The organism is Spirillospora sp. NPDC047418 (assembly GCF_040643275.1).
Taxonomy (GTDB): Bacteria; Actinomycetota; Actinomycetes; order Streptosporangiales; family Streptosporangiaceae; genus Spirillospora.
The window spans coordinates 59,661-75,884 of record NZ_JBEYTW010000015.1; the positions used below are offsets into that span (position 1 = coordinate 59,661).

General features: G+C 68.8%; 28 protein-coding genes. 1 reads left to right on the plus strand and 27 read right to left on the minus strand.

Going from position 1 to position 16,224, the window contains the following annotated elements:
• Window positions 1-11 precede the first annotated feature (11 nt).
• Complete coding sequence (locus tag ABZ806_RS12410) at window positions 12-635, minus strand: GNAT family N-acetyltransferase (RefSeq protein WP_500216974.1); 624 nt, start codon at window positions 633-635, stop codon at window positions 12-14.
• A gap of 200 nt (window positions 636-835) precedes the next feature.
• Between ABZ806_RS12410 and ABZ806_RS12415 the strand changes: the two genes are divergently transcribed.
• Entirely contained in the window at window positions 836-1,651 is an 816-nt protein-coding gene (locus ABZ806_RS12415) for a phosphodiesterase (protein ID WP_500216975.1), read from the plus strand.
• Window positions 1,652-1,682: 31 nt separating this feature from the next.
• Here the strand turns inward: ABZ806_RS12415 and ABZ806_RS12420 are convergent, their stop codons facing one another.
• From ABZ806_RS12420 to tuf, 26 genes are all read right to left on the minus strand, one after another.
• On the minus strand, window positions 1,683-2,126 hold the full coding sequence (locus ABZ806_RS12420) for a DUF1707 SHOCT-like domain-containing protein (protein ID WP_500216976.1): 444 nt from the start codon (window positions 2,124-2,126) through the stop codon (window positions 1,683-1,685).
• Between the two features lie 15 nt (window positions 2,127-2,141).
• Window positions 2,142-2,981, minus strand: coding sequence for a type I methionyl aminopeptidase (map, locus tag ABZ806_RS12425; protein ID WP_500216977.1), 840 nt, complete (start codon window positions 2,979-2,981; stop codon window positions 2,142-2,144).
• 63 nt (window positions 2,982-3,044) lie between these two features.
• Window positions 3,045-3,695 (minus strand): adenylate kinase, encoded by a 651-nt coding sequence (locus ABZ806_RS12430; protein WP_500216978.1) that lies wholly within the window; start codon window positions 3,693-3,695, stop codon window positions 3,045-3,047.
• A complete protein-coding gene (gene secY, locus ABZ806_RS12435) occupies window positions 3,695-4,990 on the minus strand; it encodes a preprotein translocase subunit SecY (RefSeq protein WP_500216979.1) in 1,296 nt (431 codons plus the stop codon). The genes ABZ806_RS12430 and secY overlap by 1 nt, the downstream gene beginning before the upstream one ends.
• Before the next feature lie 232 nt (window positions 4,991-5,222).
• Window positions 5,223-5,699, minus strand: a complete 477-nt coding sequence (gene rplO / locus ABZ806_RS12440) for a 50S ribosomal protein L15 (RefSeq protein WP_500216980.1) — start codon at window positions 5,697-5,699, stop codon at window positions 5,223-5,225.
• A 1-nt stretch (window position 5,700) separates the two neighbouring features.
• A complete protein-coding gene (gene rpmD / locus ABZ806_RS12445; protein ID WP_021596720.1) occupies window positions 5,701-5,883 on the minus strand; it encodes a 50S ribosomal protein L30 in 183 nt (60 codons plus the stop codon).
• Window positions 5,880-6,500 carry a 30S ribosomal protein S5 gene (gene rpsE, locus ABZ806_RS12450; RefSeq protein WP_386874519.1) on the minus strand — a complete coding sequence of 207 codons (621 nt, stop codon included), beginning with the start codon at window positions 6,498-6,500 and terminating at the stop codon, window positions 5,880-5,882. Before rpsE ends, rpmD begins: the two co-directional genes overlap by 4 nt.
• Before the next feature lie 31 nt (window positions 6,501-6,531).
• On the minus strand, window positions 6,532-6,918 hold the full coding sequence (rplR, locus tag ABZ806_RS12455) for a 50S ribosomal protein L18 (protein WP_500216981.1): 387 nt from the start codon (window positions 6,916-6,918) through the stop codon (window positions 6,532-6,534).
• Window positions 6,919-6,976: 58 nt separating this feature from the next.
• On the minus strand, window positions 6,977-7,513 hold the full coding sequence (rplF, locus tag ABZ806_RS12460; protein ID WP_500216982.1) for a 50S ribosomal protein L6: 537 nt from the start codon (window positions 7,511-7,513) through the stop codon (window positions 6,977-6,979).
• 17 nt (window positions 7,514-7,530) lie between these two features.
• Window positions 7,531-7,929 carry a 30S ribosomal protein S8 gene (gene rpsH, locus ABZ806_RS12465; RefSeq protein WP_148347467.1) on the minus strand — a complete coding sequence of 133 codons (399 nt, stop codon included), beginning with the start codon at window positions 7,927-7,929 and terminating at the stop codon, window positions 7,531-7,533.
• A 148-nt stretch (window positions 7,930-8,077) separates the two neighbouring features.
• Entirely contained in the window at window positions 8,078-8,263 is a 186-nt protein-coding gene (locus ABZ806_RS12470) for a type Z 30S ribosomal protein S14 (protein ID WP_018657585.1), read from the minus strand.
• Window positions 8,264-8,270: 7 nt separating this feature from the next.
• Window positions 8,271-8,846 carry a 50S ribosomal protein L5 gene (rplE, locus tag ABZ806_RS12475; protein ID WP_500216983.1) on the minus strand — a complete coding sequence of 192 codons (576 nt, stop codon included), beginning with the start codon at window positions 8,844-8,846 and terminating at the stop codon, window positions 8,271-8,273.
• A gap of 4 nt (window positions 8,847-8,850) precedes the next feature.
• Window positions 8,851-9,159 (minus strand): 50S ribosomal protein L24, encoded by a 309-nt coding sequence (gene rplX, locus ABZ806_RS12480; RefSeq protein WP_500216984.1) that lies wholly within the window; start codon window positions 9,157-9,159, stop codon window positions 8,851-8,853.
• Window positions 9,159-9,527 (minus strand): 50S ribosomal protein L14, encoded by a 369-nt coding sequence (rplN, locus tag ABZ806_RS12485; RefSeq protein ID WP_021596728.1) that lies wholly within the window; start codon window positions 9,525-9,527, stop codon window positions 9,159-9,161. Before rplN ends, rplX begins: the two co-directional genes overlap by 1 nt.
• A gap of 97 nt (window positions 9,528-9,624) precedes the next feature.
• Entirely contained in the window at window positions 9,625-9,897 is a 273-nt protein-coding gene (gene rpsQ / locus ABZ806_RS12490; RefSeq protein WP_131942729.1) for a 30S ribosomal protein S17, read from the minus strand.
• The gene (gene rpmC / locus ABZ806_RS12495; RefSeq protein ID WP_500216985.1) at window positions 9,894-10,136 is read right to left on the minus strand and encodes a 50S ribosomal protein L29; all 243 of its coding nucleotides are present in this window, start codon (window positions 10,134-10,136) and stop codon (window positions 9,894-9,896) included. Before rpmC ends, rpsQ begins: the two co-directional genes overlap by 4 nt.
• Window positions 10,136-10,555 carry a 50S ribosomal protein L16 gene (rplP, locus tag ABZ806_RS12500; protein WP_067629401.1) on the minus strand — a complete coding sequence of 140 codons (420 nt, stop codon included), beginning with the start codon at window positions 10,553-10,555 and terminating at the stop codon, window positions 10,136-10,138. Before rplP ends, rpmC begins: the two co-directional genes overlap by 1 nt.
• A gap of 7 nt (window positions 10,556-10,562) precedes the next feature.
• Window positions 10,563-11,441 (minus strand): 30S ribosomal protein S3, encoded by an 879-nt coding sequence (gene rpsC, locus ABZ806_RS12505; protein WP_500216986.1) that lies wholly within the window; start codon window positions 11,439-11,441, stop codon window positions 10,563-10,565.
• The gene (gene rplV, locus ABZ806_RS12510; RefSeq protein WP_131942725.1) at window positions 11,441-11,824 is read right to left on the minus strand and encodes a 50S ribosomal protein L22; all 384 of its coding nucleotides are present in this window, start codon (window positions 11,822-11,824) and stop codon (window positions 11,441-11,443) included. Before rplV ends, rpsC begins: the two co-directional genes overlap by 1 nt.
• Before the next feature lie 37 nt (window positions 11,825-11,861).
• Window positions 11,862-12,143, minus strand: a complete 282-nt coding sequence (rpsS, locus tag ABZ806_RS12515) for a 30S ribosomal protein S19 (protein ID WP_067807019.1) — start codon at window positions 12,141-12,143, stop codon at window positions 11,862-11,864.
• Window positions 12,144-12,155: 12 nt separating this feature from the next.
• Window positions 12,156-12,989 carry a 50S ribosomal protein L2 gene (gene rplB, locus ABZ806_RS12520; protein ID WP_500216987.1) on the minus strand — a complete coding sequence of 278 codons (834 nt, stop codon included), beginning with the start codon at window positions 12,987-12,989 and terminating at the stop codon, window positions 12,156-12,158.
• Between the two features lie 37 nt (window positions 12,990-13,026).
• Window positions 13,027-13,326: a 50S ribosomal protein L23 gene (rplW, locus tag ABZ806_RS12525; protein WP_500216988.1), complete on the minus strand. Its 300-nt coding sequence runs from the start codon at window positions 13,324-13,326 to the stop codon at window positions 13,027-13,029.
• Between the two features lie 12 nt (window positions 13,327-13,338).
• Window positions 13,339-13,941 (minus strand): 50S ribosomal protein L4, encoded by a 603-nt coding sequence (rplD, locus tag ABZ806_RS12530; protein ID WP_500216989.1) that lies wholly within the window; start codon window positions 13,939-13,941, stop codon window positions 13,339-13,341.
• Window positions 13,938-14,588: a 50S ribosomal protein L3 gene (gene rplC, locus ABZ806_RS12535; RefSeq protein WP_500216992.1), complete on the minus strand. Its 651-nt coding sequence runs from the start codon at window positions 14,586-14,588 to the stop codon at window positions 13,938-13,940. Before rplC ends, rplD begins: the two co-directional genes overlap by 4 nt.
• Before the next feature lie 14 nt (window positions 14,589-14,602).
• Window positions 14,603-14,911, minus strand: coding sequence for a 30S ribosomal protein S10 (rpsJ, locus tag ABZ806_RS12540; RefSeq protein ID WP_018657599.1), 309 nt, complete (start codon window positions 14,909-14,911; stop codon window positions 14,603-14,605).
• A 108-nt stretch (window positions 14,912-15,019) separates the two neighbouring features.
• Complete coding sequence (gene tuf, locus ABZ806_RS12545) at window positions 15,020-16,213, minus strand: elongation factor Tu (protein ID WP_500216993.1); 1,194 nt, start codon at window positions 16,211-16,213, stop codon at window positions 15,020-15,022.
• Window positions 16,214-16,224 lie beyond the last annotated feature (11 nt).

Below are 16,224 nucleotides of genomic sequence, written 5' to 3' on the forward strand. Positions count from 1 at the left end.
ACGCCGGGCCGCTACCAGCCGGAAGGGCACCACGTCGGGTTCGGTTCCGCGTTCGCGAACCAGGTGGACGGGATGACGCGGCCGTCCGAAAGGCGGTAGGGCTCCGTGCCGGGGACGGGGTCGAGGCCCGCGCGCCACAGTGAGTGGACGCTCGCCAGGTTCTCCGGCTCCGCACCGGCCCGGACCTCGGTGAAGTGCAGGTGCCGGTGCGCGAGCGCGAGGCCGGCGGTGAACAGTTCGGCCCCGAGCCCGCGGCCGCGGTAGGCGGGGGCGAGATGGCCGCCCATCTCGCAGACCTCCTCCGACAGCGGCGTCAGGCTGACCGCGCCGGCGGTCGTGCCGCGTTCGGGGTCGATGGCGATCAGCCGGGTCTCCACCCGCGGGCAGGGCAGCCCGAAACGGCCGCGGCCGCGCCCGGCGGGGGCGGCCAGGAGGCGCTCGCGCTCGGGGTCGGCGATCACCGACCCGGGCGCCCAGCCGAGCCACCGCTGCGCCTGCGGGTCACTGCCGGTGGCGGCGATGCGGCGCAGGTCCGACCAGGTCGCCGTGCGGAACACCAGCCCGGGGGTACGGATCACGTGCCCGCCTCCGGCGCAGCCTCGGACGGCCCCGTACGGGCGCTGCCGCATCGCCATCCGCGCTCCTTCCGCCGTGATCCGCCGTGATCCGCCGCGAGCAAGGTAGCGGGCGCGGGCGAGGCACGGAAGAGGCCGGTATGTCGTTATCCACGCAGTGGAGTCGACAGCCGGGCGGGCGGACGCGAAGATCGTCGGGGGGACACGGCCGGGGTGGCCGGCATGGGGGCCGTGATGTGCTTGGGGCAAGGGGAGAATCGATGGCGATCATCGCGCAGCTGAGCGACATCCATCTGGCGGCCGGGCGGGACGGCGAGGTGGACGACGGCTCCGGACCGGTGCGCGCCCTGCGGTCGGCCGTGTCGAGCCTCCTGGCGCTGCCCGCGCGGCCCGACGCGGTCGTCCTCACCGGCGACCTCGCCGACGCCGGGCTGCCCGCCGAGTACGCGCGGCTGCACGCGCTGCTGTCCCCGCTGCCGATGGCCGTCTACCCCATGTGCGGCAACCACGACGACCGCGACGAGATGCGCAGGGCGTTCGCCGACCATCCGGCGGTCGCCGCCACCGGGACGGCCCCGCGGGCACCCCTGCAGTACGCGGCGGACATCGCGGGGGTTCGGCTGATCTGCTGCGACACCACCGTGGACGGCCATCCGCACGGGCACATGAGCGAGGAGCGGCTCGGCTGGCTGGACGAGACGCTCCGGACCGCGCCCGACACGCCGACCGTCATCGCCACGCACCATCCGCCGTACCCGATCGGGATGCGGTTCATCGACGACCTGCGGTTCGTCGACCCCGCCGGGTTCGCCTCGGTGGTCGCCCGGCATCCGCAGGTCGTGCGGATCATCTCCGGGCACGTCCACCGGGCGTCGGTCGGGTCGCTCGCGGGACGGGTCGGCACCACCTGCCCGAGCACCTACCGGCAGCTGTTCCTCGACCTCACCAAGCAGGGCCGCGCCGCCGTCACCGGGGAGCCCGCCGGGTTCGCCCTCCACCTCATCGACGCGGACGGCACCGCCACCACGCACTTCGCCCCGACCGGCAACTACCGGCCGCTCATGGACGTGGAGTAGAGCCCGCAGCGGGGCCCGTCGATCGCCGTGGTCAATCGCCGTGCCGGTCACCGAAGATCGTGCGCATCAGCAGGACCGCGCCCCACGGCCCCGCCACCCAGATCCACCACGGGTACACCCCGCCCACCGTCACCAGGACGATCAGCCAGACGGTGAAGTTGATCGCGCTGACCGTCGCCCACGCGCCCCACATCGCCTTCGTGCCGCGCATGTCGAGGTCCCGCGACGGGGGCCTGGCCACGGACGCGGTGCTCTTCGGCTGCGCCGCCGGGACGGGCAACTCATAGAGGTCCTCCTCCGGCAGGTCGGAGGTGACCTCCTGGAGATCCCCGAGGGTCTTGGACGCGTACGCCGAGTCGAGCCGCTCCTGCAGCTCCTCCATCGTGATGCGGCCGAGCGCGCAGTGCTCGCGCAGGCTCGCGGCCACCCGGTCGCGGTCGGCGTCCGAGGCCCGGATGTCAGGGTTCGGCGCCATCGTTCCTCCGGCTTCTCAGGACGGGCTGTCCCTTCCATTCTGCGCGGCCGGACCGAGCTTCTGGAACCATTCGCGCCCCTCGTCCAGGGCGGTCAGGACGCGGGGGCCGTCCGGGGTGACGGCGAACGTGTGCTCGAAGTGCGCCGAGGAGCGGCCGTCGGCCGTGACGACCGTCCAGCCGTCGTCCAGTTCGTGGGTCTCCTTGGTGCCGAGGTTCACCATCGGCTCCACCGCGAAGCACATCCCCGGCTCCAGGACGGGGCCGTGCCCGGCCGCGCCGTGGTTGGGGATCAGCGGGTCCATGTGCATCTCGGTCCCGATGCCGTGCCCGCCGTAGCCCTCGACGATGCCGTAGCGGCCCTGAGAGCGGATGTAAGCCTCGATCGCGTGCGACATGTCCGTGAGGTGCGCTCCGGCCGTTCCGGCCGCGAGACCGTGCCACAGGGACGCCTCGGTGACGTCCAGGAGCGTGCGCAGCTCGTCGGTGACCTCCCCGACCGGGACGGTGATCGCCGCGTCGCCGTGCCAGCCCTCCACGATCGCGCCGCAGTCGAGCGAGATCACGTCGCCGTCGCGCAGCACCTTGTCGCCGCGCGGGATGCCGTGCACGATCTCCTCGTTGATCGAGGCGCAGATCGTCCCGGTGAACCCGTGGTAGCCCTTGAAGGACGGGACGCCGCCGTTGTCGCGGATGTGCCGCTCGGCGAGCGTGTCGAGGTCCAGGGTGGTGATCCCCGGCTTCACGGCATCGCGCAGCAGCTCCAGCGTGCGGCCGACGAGCAGCCCCGCCGCCCGCATCAGCTCGATCTGCTCGGCGGTCTTCATCTGGATGGTCGGCCTACGCCGTTTGAACATCATTCCCCCTGCACCGGGTCGGCCGCCGGGCGGGCGCGGGACCGGGGCCCCGCGCCCGCACCGTCACTTCTCCAGCGGGCGCAGCGCGTCCAGTGCGCGCTTGGTGACCTCTTCGACCGGGCCCGTGGCGTCGATGCCGACGAGGATGTTCTCGTCGGCGTAGAACTGCACCAGCGGGGACGTGTCGTGCCGGTACACCTCCAGGCGATGCATGACGACCTCTTCTTTGTCGTCATCGCGCTGGAACAGGCGACCGCCGCAGTCGTCGCAGATGTCGTCCTGCTTGTCGTCGAAGTCGACGTGCCAGATCCGGCCGCACTGGTCGCACGTGCGCCGGCCCGACAGCCGCCGGACGACCTCGTCCTCGTCGACGACGAGCTCCAGGACGATGTCCAGGCGCGCGTCCCACTCGGCGAGGATCTTCTTCAGGGTCTCCGCCTGCGGGACGTTGCGCGGGAACCCGTCCAGCAGGAACCCGTCACGGGCGTCGTCCTCGCCCAGCCGGTCGCGCACCATCGCGATCGTGACCTCGTCCGGGACGAGGTCGCCGCGGTCCATGTACTGCTTCGCCTGCAGGCCGAGTTCGGTCCCGCCGCTCACGTTGGCACGGAAGATGTCACCTGTCGAGATTTTCGGGACCGACAGATGAGATGCGATGAACTGGGCCTGCGTCCCCTTGCCCGCTCCCGGGGGGCCCACCAGCACGATACGCACTACCGGAGGAAGCCCTCGTAGTTGCGCTGCTGCAGCTGACTCTCGATCTGCTTCACGGTATCCAGTCCGACGCCGACGACGATGAGGATGCTCGCGCCGCCGAAGGGGAAGTCCTGGGTGGCGTTCAGGAGTGCGAACGCCACCATCGGGATCAGGGACACGAGCCCCAGGTACAGCGCACCGGGTGTGGTGATCCGGGTCAGCACGAAGTCGAGGTATTCGGCGGTCGGCCGACCAGGACGGATACCTGGGATGAATCCACCATACTTCTTCATGTTGTCGGCGACTTCAGTGGGGTTGAAGGTGATCGCCACGTAGAAGTACGTGAAGAAGATGATCAGGACGAAGTAGAACCCCATGTGCCAGGCGTTGTCCTGCTGCAGGTACGGCTGGACCTTCTGCAGCCACTTGGTGTTGGGCCACAGCTGGGTCGCCAGGATCGGCAGGTAGAGCAGCGAGGACGCGAAGATGATCGGGATGATGCCGGCCTGGTTCACCTTCAGCGGGATGTACGTCGACGTCCCGCCGTACATGCGCCGGCCGACCATCCGCTTGGCGTACTGGACGGGGATCCGCCGCTGCGCCTGCTCGACGAACACGACGCCCGCCATGATGGCCAGGCCCACGATGATCACGATCGCGAAGACGAAGCCGTTCTTGGCCTTGTAGATGCCCCAGAACTGGCCGGGGAAGACCGCCACCACCTGGGTGAAGATCAGGACCGACATGCCGTTGCCGACGCCGCGGTCGGTCATCAGCTCGCCCAGCCACATGATGACCGTGGTGCCCGCCACCATGCAGATGACCATCGTGATGATCGGGAAGATGTCGGTCTTGTAGAGGATGTCGCCGCTGCCGGACACGCCCTGGAACAGCTGTCCGGTGCTCGCCATCGCCACGATGCCGGTGGCCTGCAGGATCGCCAGCCCGACCGTCAGGTAACGGGTGTACTGGGTGATCTTCGTCGTACCGGCCTGGCCCTCTTTCTTGAGGGCCTCGAGCCGCGGGATGACCACCACCAGCAGCTGCAGGATGATGCTCGCCGTGATGTACGGCATGATGCCCAGCGCGAAGATCGAGAGCTTGAGAAGCGCGCCACCGCTGAACAGATCGACGAGGCCGTAGAGCTGGTTGCTCTCCTTGGCCGCGTCCGCGGTGTCCTTCAGCACCTTCACGTTCACGTTGGGGGTCGGAACGATCGACCCGATCCGGAACACCAGGATCATGAACAACGTGAACAGAATCTTTTTACGCAGGTCAGGCGTACGGAAAGCCCGAGCGAACGCGGTCAGCACCATTCCTCCTGCGTGACTGGCGGGTTCATCATGGCCACCGAGGGGCCGGTTACAGGTCCATGAGGTCGGGCGGAGGATACCCGAGGAGACGCGTAAGTGCGCAATCTCACGCGAGTCGCCTTCGCCCGTGTGACTCTAACAGCAGATGACACCGGGGCCGCCCCGCCTTTCCCGGCGGCCTCACGGCCCCGGGCGGTAGGCGAGCACGGCCCCGGCATCGAAGTGTGCTTTCTTACAGCTCGTCGGTGGTTCCGCCGGCGGCGGCGATCTTCTCCTTCGCGGCGCCGGAGAAGGCGTGCACCTTCACCTGGACCGCGACGGAGATCTCGCCGGTGCCGAGGACCTTGACCGGACGGCCGCTGCGCACCGCGCCCCGGGCCGCCAGATCGTCCGCGGTGACCTCGCCGCCCTCGGGGTAGAGCGCGGCGAGCTTGTCCAGGTTCACCACCTGGAACTCGACCCGGTTCGGGTTCTTGAAGCCCTTCAGCTTCGGAACCCGGCGGATGAGCGGCATCTGGCCGCCCTCGAACCCGACGGGAACGGTGTTGCGTGCCTTGGTGCCCTTGGTGCCGCGGCCCGCCGTCTTGCCCTTGGACGCCTCGCCGCGGCCCTTGCGGGTCTTGGCCTTGTTGGCGCCGGGGGCCGGACGCAGGTCGTGGACCTTGAGCGGGGTGCCCTCGGAGGTGTCCTTACCGAGATCAGCCGCCATGTCAGTCGACCTCCTCGACGGTGACCAGGTGCGCCACCGTCCGGATCATGCCGAGCACCTCGGGGCGGTCCTCGCGGACCACGCTCTGCCCGATCTTCTTCAGGCCGAGGGTGCGCAGCGTGTCACGCTGGTTCTGCTTCTCACTGATCACGGACTTGGTCTGCGTGATCTTCAGGTTGCTCACGACGACGCGGCCTCCGCCCTGGGCTCGGAGCCCGCGGCGCGCGCGCGCAGCATGGCCGCCGGGGCGACGTCCTCGATCGGCAGGCCGCGCTTGGCCGCGATCTCCTCCGGACGCTTCAGCGACTTCAGCCCCGCGATCGTGGCGTGCACGATGTTGATGGCGTTGTCGCTGCCCAGCGACTTGCTCAGCACGTCGTGGATGCCGGCGGCCTCCAGGACGGCGCGCACCGGGCCACCGGCGATGACGCCGGTACCGGGGCTGGCCGGACGCAGCAGGACCTCGCCCGCCGCGTCCCGCGCCTGCACCAGGTGCGGGATGGTGCCCTGGATCCGCGGCACCTTGAAGAAGTGCTTCTTGGCCTCTTCGACACCCTTGGCGATCGCCGCGGGCACCTCCTTGGCCTTGCCGTAGCCGACGCCGACGGTGCCGTTGCCGTCACCGACGATCACCAGAGCGGTGAAGCTGAAGCGCCGCCCGCCCTTGACGACCTTGGCGACACGGTTGATCGCCACGACCTTCTCGATGTACGACTGGCCCTTGTCGGCGCCACCGCGGCGGTCGTCGCGGCGGTCGCGACGGTCGCCACCCTGACCGCCGCCACGCCTCTGCGCTGCCATCAGTGGTTCCTCTCGTTCTGGTTCAGGGCCATCAGAGCTCGAGGCCCCCTTCGCGCGCACCGTCCGCGACAGCGGCGATGCGGCCGTGGTACTTGTTGCCGCCGCGGTCGAACACGACCGCGTGGACGCCGGCCTGCTTGGCCCGCTCGGCGACGAGCTCGCCGACCTTGCGGGACTTGGCCGTCTTGTCGCCGGCGTCGGCGCGCAGGTCCGCCTCCATCGTCGACGCGCTGGCCAGCGTGTGGCCCTTGTCGTCGTCGATGACCTGGACGAACACGTGCCTGCTGGAGCGGGTCACGACCAGGCGAGGCCGCGCGGCGCTGCCCACGACCTTCTTCCGGACCCGCAGGTGCCGGCGCTTGCGGGACTTGGCCCGCGCCGACGTGGCCTTCGCGGCCAGGGTCTTGGTGCCTGCCATGACTACTTACCAGCCTTTCCGACACTCGGAAACACAGCGGCGGATCTGCGCCCCCGCATCACTTGCCAGCCTTTCCGACCTTGCGCCGGATCTGCTCGCCTTCATAGCGCACGCCCTTGCCCTTGTACGGGTCGGGCTTGCGCAGCTTGCGGATGCGGGCGGCGATCTCGCCGACGAGCTGCTTGTCGATGCCCTCGACCGTCAGCTGCGTCGGCCGCTCGACGGTGAGCTTGATGCCCTCCGGCGCGTCGAACGGGATCGGGTGGCTGTAGCCGAGCGAGAACTCGACGTTCTGGCCCTTGGCCACCACCCGGTAGCCGACGCCCTGGATGACCAGGGTCTTCTTGTAGCCGTCGGTGACCCCGACGACCATGTTGTTGATCAGCGTCCGGGTGAGCCCGTGCAGGCCGCGGACCTTGTTCATGTCGTTCGGCCGGGAGACGACGATCCTGCCGTCCTCCTGGCTGACCTCGATGGGCTCGGCGACGGTGTGCGACAGCGTGCCCTTCGGCCCCTTGACGGTGACCTCCCGGCCGTCGAGGCTGACCTCGACGCCGCTGGGCACGGTGATGGGGAGACGTCCGATGCGAGACATTTTTTAGGTACCTCCCCTCACCAGACGTAGGCGAGGACTTCCCCGCCCACGCCGCGCTTGCCCGCCTGACGGTCGGTCATCAGTCCGGAGGACGTCGAGATGATCGCGACGCCCAGTCCGCCCAGGACCCTCGGCAGGTTGTCCTTCTTCGCGTACACGCGCAGACCCGGCTTCGAGACGCGCTTGATGCCGGCGATCGAACGCTCGCGGGTCGGGCCGAACTTCAGCTCGATCATGAGCTCCTTGCCGACCTTGGCGTCCTGCACGCTCCAGCCCGAGATGTAGCCCTCCTGCTGGAGGATCTCGGCGATGTGCGCCTTGATCTTCGAGTACGGCATCGCCACGGAGTCGTGGTACGCCGAATTCGCGTTCCGCAGACGCGTCAGCATGTCTGCGATCGGGTCGGTCATCGTCATGGCCTACTGGCCCTCCCTCGCCACGGTTTCCTCGGGGTGATGCGTCCCGTGGACCTTTGGCGCGGTCGTGGGCGCCCTCGCGGGCGCCCGGTTGGTTATTACAGGCCGGTGTACCGTCCCCCGGGACCGGAGGCCCCAGGGGAGGCGGTCACCAGCTGGACTTCGTGATGCCGGGCAGCTCGCCGCGGTGCGCCATCTCGCGGAAGCACACGCGGCACAGGCCGAACTTCCGGTAGACGGAACGCGGGCGCCCGCAGCGCGAGCACCGAGTGTACGCGCGCACGCCGAACTTCGGCTTCCGCGCCGCCTTGGCGATCAGCGACTTCTTCGCCATATCGTGCTCAGCTCTCCTTGAAGGGGAAGCCCAGGAGCTTGAGCAGCGCCCGGCCCTCGTCGTCGGTCTTCGCGGTCGTCACGACCGTGATGTCCATGCCCCGGGTCCGGTCGACCTTGTCCGGGTCCACCTCGTGGAACATGACCTGCTCGGTCAGCCCGAAGGTGTAGTTGCCGTTGCCGTCGAACTGCTTCGGCGACAGGCCGCGGAAGTCGCGGATGCGGGGCAGCGCCGTGGCGAGCAGCCGGTCCAGGAACTCCCACATGCGGTCGCCGCGCAGCGTGGCGTGCGCGCCGATCGGCATGCCCTCGCGCAGCTTGAACTGCGCGATGGACTTGCGGGCCCGGTTGACCGCCGGCTTCTGGCCGGTGATCAGCGACAGGTCGCGGACGGCGCCCTCGATCAGCTTGGCGTCCTTGGCCGCGTCGCCGACGCCCATGTTGACCACGATCTTGGTCAGCGAGGGGGTCTGCATGACGTTGGCGTAGCCGAACTGCTCGCGCATCTTGCCCGCGATCTCCTCGCGGTAGCGGACCTTGAGGCGCGGGGTCGGGACGGGGCGCTCGGTGACGGTCTCGGTCATCGGTTCAGATCTCCTTACCGCTACGGCGCGAGATCCGGACCTTCGTGCCGTCGTCGTCGGTGCGGTAACCGACCCGGACCGGCTTGCCGTCCTCGACGATCGCGACGTTGCTGACGTGCAGCGGCGCCTCGACCGTGACGCGGCCGCTCTCCTTGCCGGCACGCTGCTGGTCGGCCTTGATGTTCTTGGTGATGAGGTTGACGCCCTCGACGACGACGCGCTCCGCGCGCGGGTCGACGCGCAGGACCTTGCCCGTCGCGCCCTTGTCCTTGCCGGCGAGGACGATGACCTCGTCCCCCTTGCGGATCTTCATCAGAGCACCTCCGGCGCGAGCGAGATGATGCGCATGAACTTCTTCTCGCGCAGTTCACGGCCCACCGGGCCGAAGATACGGGTGCCGCGGGGGTCTCCGCCGTCCTTGATCAGAACGGCGGCGTTCTCGTCGAAGCGGATGTAGGAGCCGTCCGGGCGCCGGCGCTCCTTGCGGGTGCGCACGACGACCGCCTTGACGACGTCACCCTTCTTCACGCCCGCGCCGGGAAGGGCGTCCTTCACCGTCGCGACGATGATGTCGCCGACTCCCGCGTAGCGCCGACCCGAGCCGCCGAGAACCCGGATGCAAAGGATCTCCTTCGCACCCGTGTTGTCGGCGACCTTGAGTCGCGACTCCTGCTGGATCACGTCAACTCCTGTTCGTCACACCGGTTCTGCACCGGACCTCGTCCGGCCAGCCTGGTGGAACCAGTCATGTACATTGCGGGGCTCGCGCCCCGCGGGCCTACTTGGCCTTCTCGAGGATCTCCACCACGCGCCACCGCTTGGTGGCCGACAGCGGTCGGGTCTCCATGAGCCGGACGCGGTCGCCCACGCCGCACTCGTTGCCCTCGTCGTGCGCCTTGTAGTTCTTGGTGCGGCGGATCACCTTGTGGTACCGGCGGTGGGTCACGCGGTCCTCGACGGACACGACCACGGTCTTGTCCATCTTGTCGCTGACCACGAGGCCCTCCAGCACCTTGCGGCTGGTCCGCTTCTCCGTCTGCTGCTCGGTCATTCGTTGCCCTCCGCGGCGTCGTCGGCGACCGTGACGATGCCGAGCTCGCGCTCCCGCATCACCGTGTAGATGCGGGCGATCTCGCGCTTGACGGTGCGCAGCCGCCCGTGGCTCTCAAGCTGGCCGGTGGCGGCCTGGAAGCGGAGGTTGAACAGCTCCTCCTTGGCTTCCTTGAGCTTGGTGACCAGGACGTCCTCGGGCTCGGTCCGCAGGTCGTCGGCGGCAAGACCCTTGGCCATCAGGACTCACCCACCTCTCGCTTAACGATCTTGCACTTCATGGGGAGCTTGTGGATCGCGCGAGTAAGGGCCTCCCGGGCGATCCGCTCGTCCGGGTAGGAGATCTCGAAGAGCACGCGGCCCGGCTTCACGTTGGCCACCCACCACTCCACGGAGCCCTTGCCGGAACCCATGCGGGTCTCGGCCGGCTTCTTGGTCAGCGGACGGTCCGGGAAGATGTTGATCCAGACCTTGCCGCCGCGCTTGATGTGCCGCGTCATCGCGATACGCGCGGCCTCGATCTGCCGGTTCGTCACGTACGCGGACTCGACGGCCTGGATGCCGTACTCGCCGAACGTCACCCTCGTACCGCCCTTGGCCATGCCACGGCGCCTCGGGTGGTGCTGCTTGCGGTGCTTGACCTTGCGAGGGATCAGCATCGGTTACTCAGCTCCCCTCACCCTGCGGAGCAGCCTCGGCCGCCGGGGCCGGCTGCTCGGAAACCTGCTGCTGCTTCTGCTCGCCGCCGCCGCGGGCCTCGCCGCCGCGGGCGCCACCGCGCTCGCCGCCGCGTCCGCCACGGCCACCGCGGCCGCCGCCGCCGCGGCGCTCGCCGCCACCGCCGCCACCGCGGCGCTCACGGCCACCGCCGCCGCCCGCGGCGCGCTGCTGCGCGGCCTTCTGCTCGCGCTCGGCGCGCGTCGCCGCGGCCTCGCCCTTGTAGATCCACACCTTGACGCCGATGCGGCCGAACGTCGTCCGGGCCTCGTAGAAGCCGTAGTCGATGTCGGCGCGCAGCGTGTGCAGCGGGACCTGGCCCTCGCGGTAGAACTCCGACCGCGACATCTCGGCGCCGCCGAGACGGCCGCCGCACTGCACCTTGATGCCCTTGGCGCCCGACTTCATCGCGGACTGGATCGCCTTGCGCATGGCGCGGCGGAACGCGACCCGGCTGGACAGCTGCTCGGCCACGCCCTGCGCGACGAGCTGCGCGTCGATCTCGGGGTTCTTCACCTCGAGGATGTTCAGCCGGACCTGCTTGCCGGTCAGCTTCTCCAGGTCGCCGCGCAGGCGCTCGGCCTCCGCGCCGCGACGGCCGATGACGATGCCCGGCCGGGCGGTGTGGATGTTGACCTCGACACGGTCACGGGTCCGCTCGATCTCCACCTTGGAGATGCCCGCCCGGTCCATGCCCTTCTGCAGCATGCGCCGGATCTGGACGTCTTCCTTGACGTAGTCCTTGTAGAGCTTGTCGGCGAACCACACGGACTTGTGGTCGGTGGTGATGCCGAGCCGGAACCCGTGCGGGTTGATCTTCTGACCCACTACCGGGCCCTCCTCGTCTTCTTACCGCCGCCCGACGCCGCGACGGCGTCGTCCCGCGACTCCACGACCACGGTGATGTGGCTCGTGCGCTTGTTGATGCGGTAAGCCCGGCCCTGGGCGCGGGGACGGAAACGCTTGAGCGTCGGCCCCTCGTCCACCCACGCACGGCTCACGACGAGCGTGTCCGAGTCGAGCTTGAAGTTGTGCTCGGCGTTGGCGATGGCACTCGCCAGCACCTTGCCCACCGGCTCACTCGCGGCCTGTGGGGCGAACCGCAGCACCGCCTGAGCCTCCGCGGCAGGCAGGCCGCGGATGAGGTCCACCACGCGGCGGGCCTTCCTGGGCGTGACGCGGATGTACCGCGCCTGGGCCCTGGCTTCCATCGCTGTTCCTCTCCGTACGATCTACTGCTCTGCCTGCTCAGCCTCGGCGGCTGCGGCGGTCTTCCTTGACGTGGCTGCGGAACGTGCGCGTCGGCGCGAACTCGCCGAGCTTGTGCCCCACCATCGCGTCGGTGATGAACACCGGGACGTGCTTGCGGCCGTCGTGCACGGCGATCGTGTGACCGATCATGTCCGGCACGATCATGGAGCGCCGCGACCACGTCTTGATGACGTTCTTGGTGCCCTTCTCGTTCTGGACGTCCACCTTCTTCATCAGGTGGTCGTCCACGAACGGGCCCTTCTTAAGGCTACGTGGCATGACGAGCGACTCCTACCGCTTCTTCTTGCTGCGACGACGGACGATCAGCCGGTCGCTCGACTTGTTCGCCTGGCGAGTGCGGCCTTCCTTCTTGCCGGCGGGGTTCACCGGGTGGCGGCCACCGGAGGTCTTGCCCTCACCACCACCGTGCGGGTGGTCGATCGGGTTCATGGCGACACCGCGGACGGTCGGGCGCTTGCCCTTCCACCGCATCCGGCCGGCCTTGCCCCAGTTGATGTTCGACTGCTCGGCGTTGCCGACCTCGCCGACCGTCGCGCGGCAGCGCACGTCCACCATCCGCATCTCGCCGGACGGCATGCGCAGCGTGGCGTACTTGCCCTCCTTGGCCAGCAACTGCACGCCGGCGCCCGCGCTGCGGGCGATCTTGGCGCCGCCGCCGGGGCGGAGCTCGATGGCGTGCACGACCGTACCGGTCGGGATGTTGCGCAGCTCCAGGCAGTTGCCCGGCTTGATGTCCGAGCCCGGGCCGCTCTCCACCCGGTCGCCCTGCTTCAGGCCGCGCGGGGCGAGGATGTAGCGCTTCTCGCCGTCCACGTAGTGCAGCAGCGCGATCCGCGCGGTGCGGTTCGGGTCGTACTCGATGTGCGCGACCTTGGCCGGCACGCCGTCCTTGTCGTGCCGGCGGAAGTCGATCAGGCGGTAGGCGCGCTTGTGCCCGCCGCCCTGGTGCCGGGTGGTGATGCGGCCGTGGTTGTTCCGGCCGCCCTTCTTGGGGAGCGGACGCAGCAGCGACTTCTCCGGCTCATCGCGCGTGACCTCGACGAAGTCGGCCACGCTGGAGCCGCGACGCCCTGGAGTCGTCGGCTTGTAGTTACGGATGCCCATCTTTTTCGTTCATCCCTTAATCTGCTCCGGCGCCGGCCTAGGCCGGGCCGCCGAAGATGTCGATCCGCTCGCCCTCGGCCAGGCTGACGATGGCGCGCTTGGTGTCCTTGCGCTTGCCGTAACCGAACCGGGTGCGCTTGCGCTTGCCCTGCCGGTTGAGCGTGTTCACGTTCGTGACCTTGACGCCGAACACCTTCTCGACGGCCTGCTTGATCTGCGTCTTGTTGGCGTCCGTGCGGACGACGAAGGTGTACTTGTTCTCGTCCAGCAGGCCGTAGCTCTTCTCCGAGACGACCGGCGCGATGATGACGTCGCGGGGGTCGGCGATCTTGTTCATGTGCGACCCTCCTTACTTCTTCGCCGCGCGCGAGATGAACTCGTCGTACGCGGCCTTCGTGAAGACCACGTCGTCGTTCACCAGCACGTCGTAGGTGTTGAGCTGGTCGGAGACGAGAACGTGCACGCTCGGCTCGTTGCGCAGGCTCTTCCAGGTGAGCTCGTCCTCGCGGTCCAGGACCAGGAGGACGCGCTTGGCCTCGGTGACCTCGCGCAGGGCCTTCAGCGCCGTCTTCGTCTTCGGGGTGTCGCCCTCCAGGAGGCCGTCCACGACGTGCACCCGGCCGAACCGCGCGCGGTCGGACAGGGCGCCGCGGAGCGCGGCCGCCTTCATCTTCTTGGGCGTCTTCTGCGCGTAGTCCCGCGGCTGCGGGCCGTGCACGATGCCGCCGCCGGCGAACTGGGGCGCGCGGATCGAGCCCTGGCGGGCGCGGCCGGTGCCCTTCTGCCGGTACGGCTTCTTGCCACCGCCGCGGACGTCGCCGCGGGTCTTGGTGGCGTGCGAGCCCTGGCGCGCCGCGGCCAGCTGCGCCACCACGACCTGGTGGATCAGCGGCACGCTGGTCTTCGCGTCGAAGACCTCGGCGGGCAGTTCGATGTCGAGCTTCGAAGTCACTTGCCCGTCCCCTTCACTGCGTCGCGGACCAGCACCACGCCGCCGTTGGGACCGGGAACCGCGCCCTTGATGAGCAGCAGGTTCTTCTCCGCGTCGATGGCGTGGACGGTCAGGTTCTGCACGGTGGTACGGGCGTTGCCGTGCCGTCCCGCCATGCGGAGGCCCTTGAAGACGCGACCGGGGGTCGCGCAGCCGCCGATCGAGCCCGGGGAGCGGTGCTTGCGCTGCGTGCCGTGCGAAGCGCTGAGGCCCTTGAACCCGTGGCGCTTCATGACACCGGCGGTGCCCTTGCCCTTGCTCGTCCCGGTGACGTCGATCTTCTGGCCGGCCTCGAAGACGTCGGCGGTGATCTCCTGGCCGAGTTCGTACCCGGTGGTGTCGTCGGCCCGCAGTTCGACGAGGTAGCGGCGCGGCGTCACGCCGGCCTTCTCGAAGTGACCCGTGCGCGGCTTGTTCACCTTGCGCGGGTCGATCTGCCCGAACCCGATCTGGACGGCGCCGTAGCCGTCCTTCTCCTGGTTCTTGAGCTGGGTGACGACACACGGCCCGGCCTGGACGACGGTTACCGGAACCATCCGGCCCTCATCGTCGAAGACCTGGGTCATGCCGAGCTTCTCGCCCAGGACGCCCTTCCTCTGCGTACTCATTCTCGGTGCGTCCCTCAGAGCTTGATCTCGATGTCAACGCCGGCCGGAAGGTCGAGTCGCATCAGCGAGTCGACCGTCTTGGGCGTCGGGTCGATGATGTCGATCAACCGCTTGTGCGTGCGCATCTCGAAGTGCTCGCGGCTGTCCTTGTACTTGTGCGGCGAGCGGATGACGCAGTACACGTTCTTCTCGGTCGGCAGCGGCACCGGGCCCGCGACCTTGGCGCCCGTCCGCGTCACCGTCTCAACGATCTTCTTCGCGGAGGTGTCGATGACCTCGTGGTCGTAGGCCTTGAGCCGGATGCGGATCTTCTGTCCCGCCATGGTGGCCTCGGTGTCCTTTGCTGTAGTGCCGCTGTTTACTTCATGGTCGTGACGCGGCGGCCCGGCTTGGGGAGTCCCAGCGGCCGGGCCGCCGCGTGACGAGAGGTGCTACTTGATGACCTTGGTGACGCGACCGGCGCCGACCGTCCGGCCACCCTCGCGGATGGCGAACTTGAGGCCCTCCTCCATGGCGACGGGCTGGATCAGCTCGACGCGCATCTCGGTGTTGTCGCCCGGCATGACCATCTCGGTGCCCTCGGGGAGGTACACCACTCCGGTGACGTCCGTGGTCCGGAAGTAGAACTGCGGACGGTAGTTGTTGAAGAACGGCGTGTGGCGGCCGCCCTCGTCCTTGGACAGGATGTAGACCTGCGCCTCGAACTCGGTGTGCGGGGTGTTCGTGCCCGGCTTGATGACGCACTGGCCGCGCTCGACGTCCTCGCGCTTGATGCCGCGCAGGAGCAGGCCGACGTTGTCGCCCGCCTGGCCCTGGTCGAGCAGCTTGCGGAACATCTCGACACCGGTGACGGTGGTCGTGGTGGACTCCGGCTTGATGCCGATGATGTCGACGGTCTCGTTGACGTTGACGACACCGCGCTCGATGCGGCCGGTCACGACGGTGCCGCGGCCGGTGATCGAGAAGACGTCCTCGATCGGCATCAGGAACGGCTTCTCGGTGTCGCGCACCGGCTCCGGCACGTTCTCGTCGACGGCGGCCATGAGCTCGGCGATGGACTCGGCCCACTTCTCGTCGCCCTGCAGCGCCTGGTAGGCGGAGACGCGGATGACCGGGACGTCGTCGCCCGGGAACTCGTACTCCGACAGGAGCTCGCGGACCTCGAGCTCGACGAGCTCCAGGATCTCCTCGTCGTCCACCATGTCGCACTTGTTCAGCGCGACGACGATGTAGGGGACGCCGACCTGGCGGGCCAGGAGCACGTGCTCCTTGGTCTGCGGCATCGGGCCGTCGGTGGCGGCGACCACCAGGATGGCGCCGTCCATCTGCGCCGCACCGGTGATCATGTTCTTGATGTAGTCGGCGTGCCCGGGGCAGTCGACGTGCGCGTAGTGGCGGGCCTCGGTCTGGTACTCGACGTGCGAGATCGAGATCGTGATGCCGCGCTCGCGCTCCTCCGGCGCCTTGTCGATGTCCTCGAACGGCGTGAAGGGGTTGAGGTCCGGGTACTTGTCGTGAAGCACCTTGGTGATCGCCGCGGTAAGCGTGGTCTTACCGTGGTCGATGTGTCCAATGGTGCCGATGTTCACGTGCGGCTTCGTCCGCTCGAACTTGGCCTTCGCCACTGGTTGCTCCT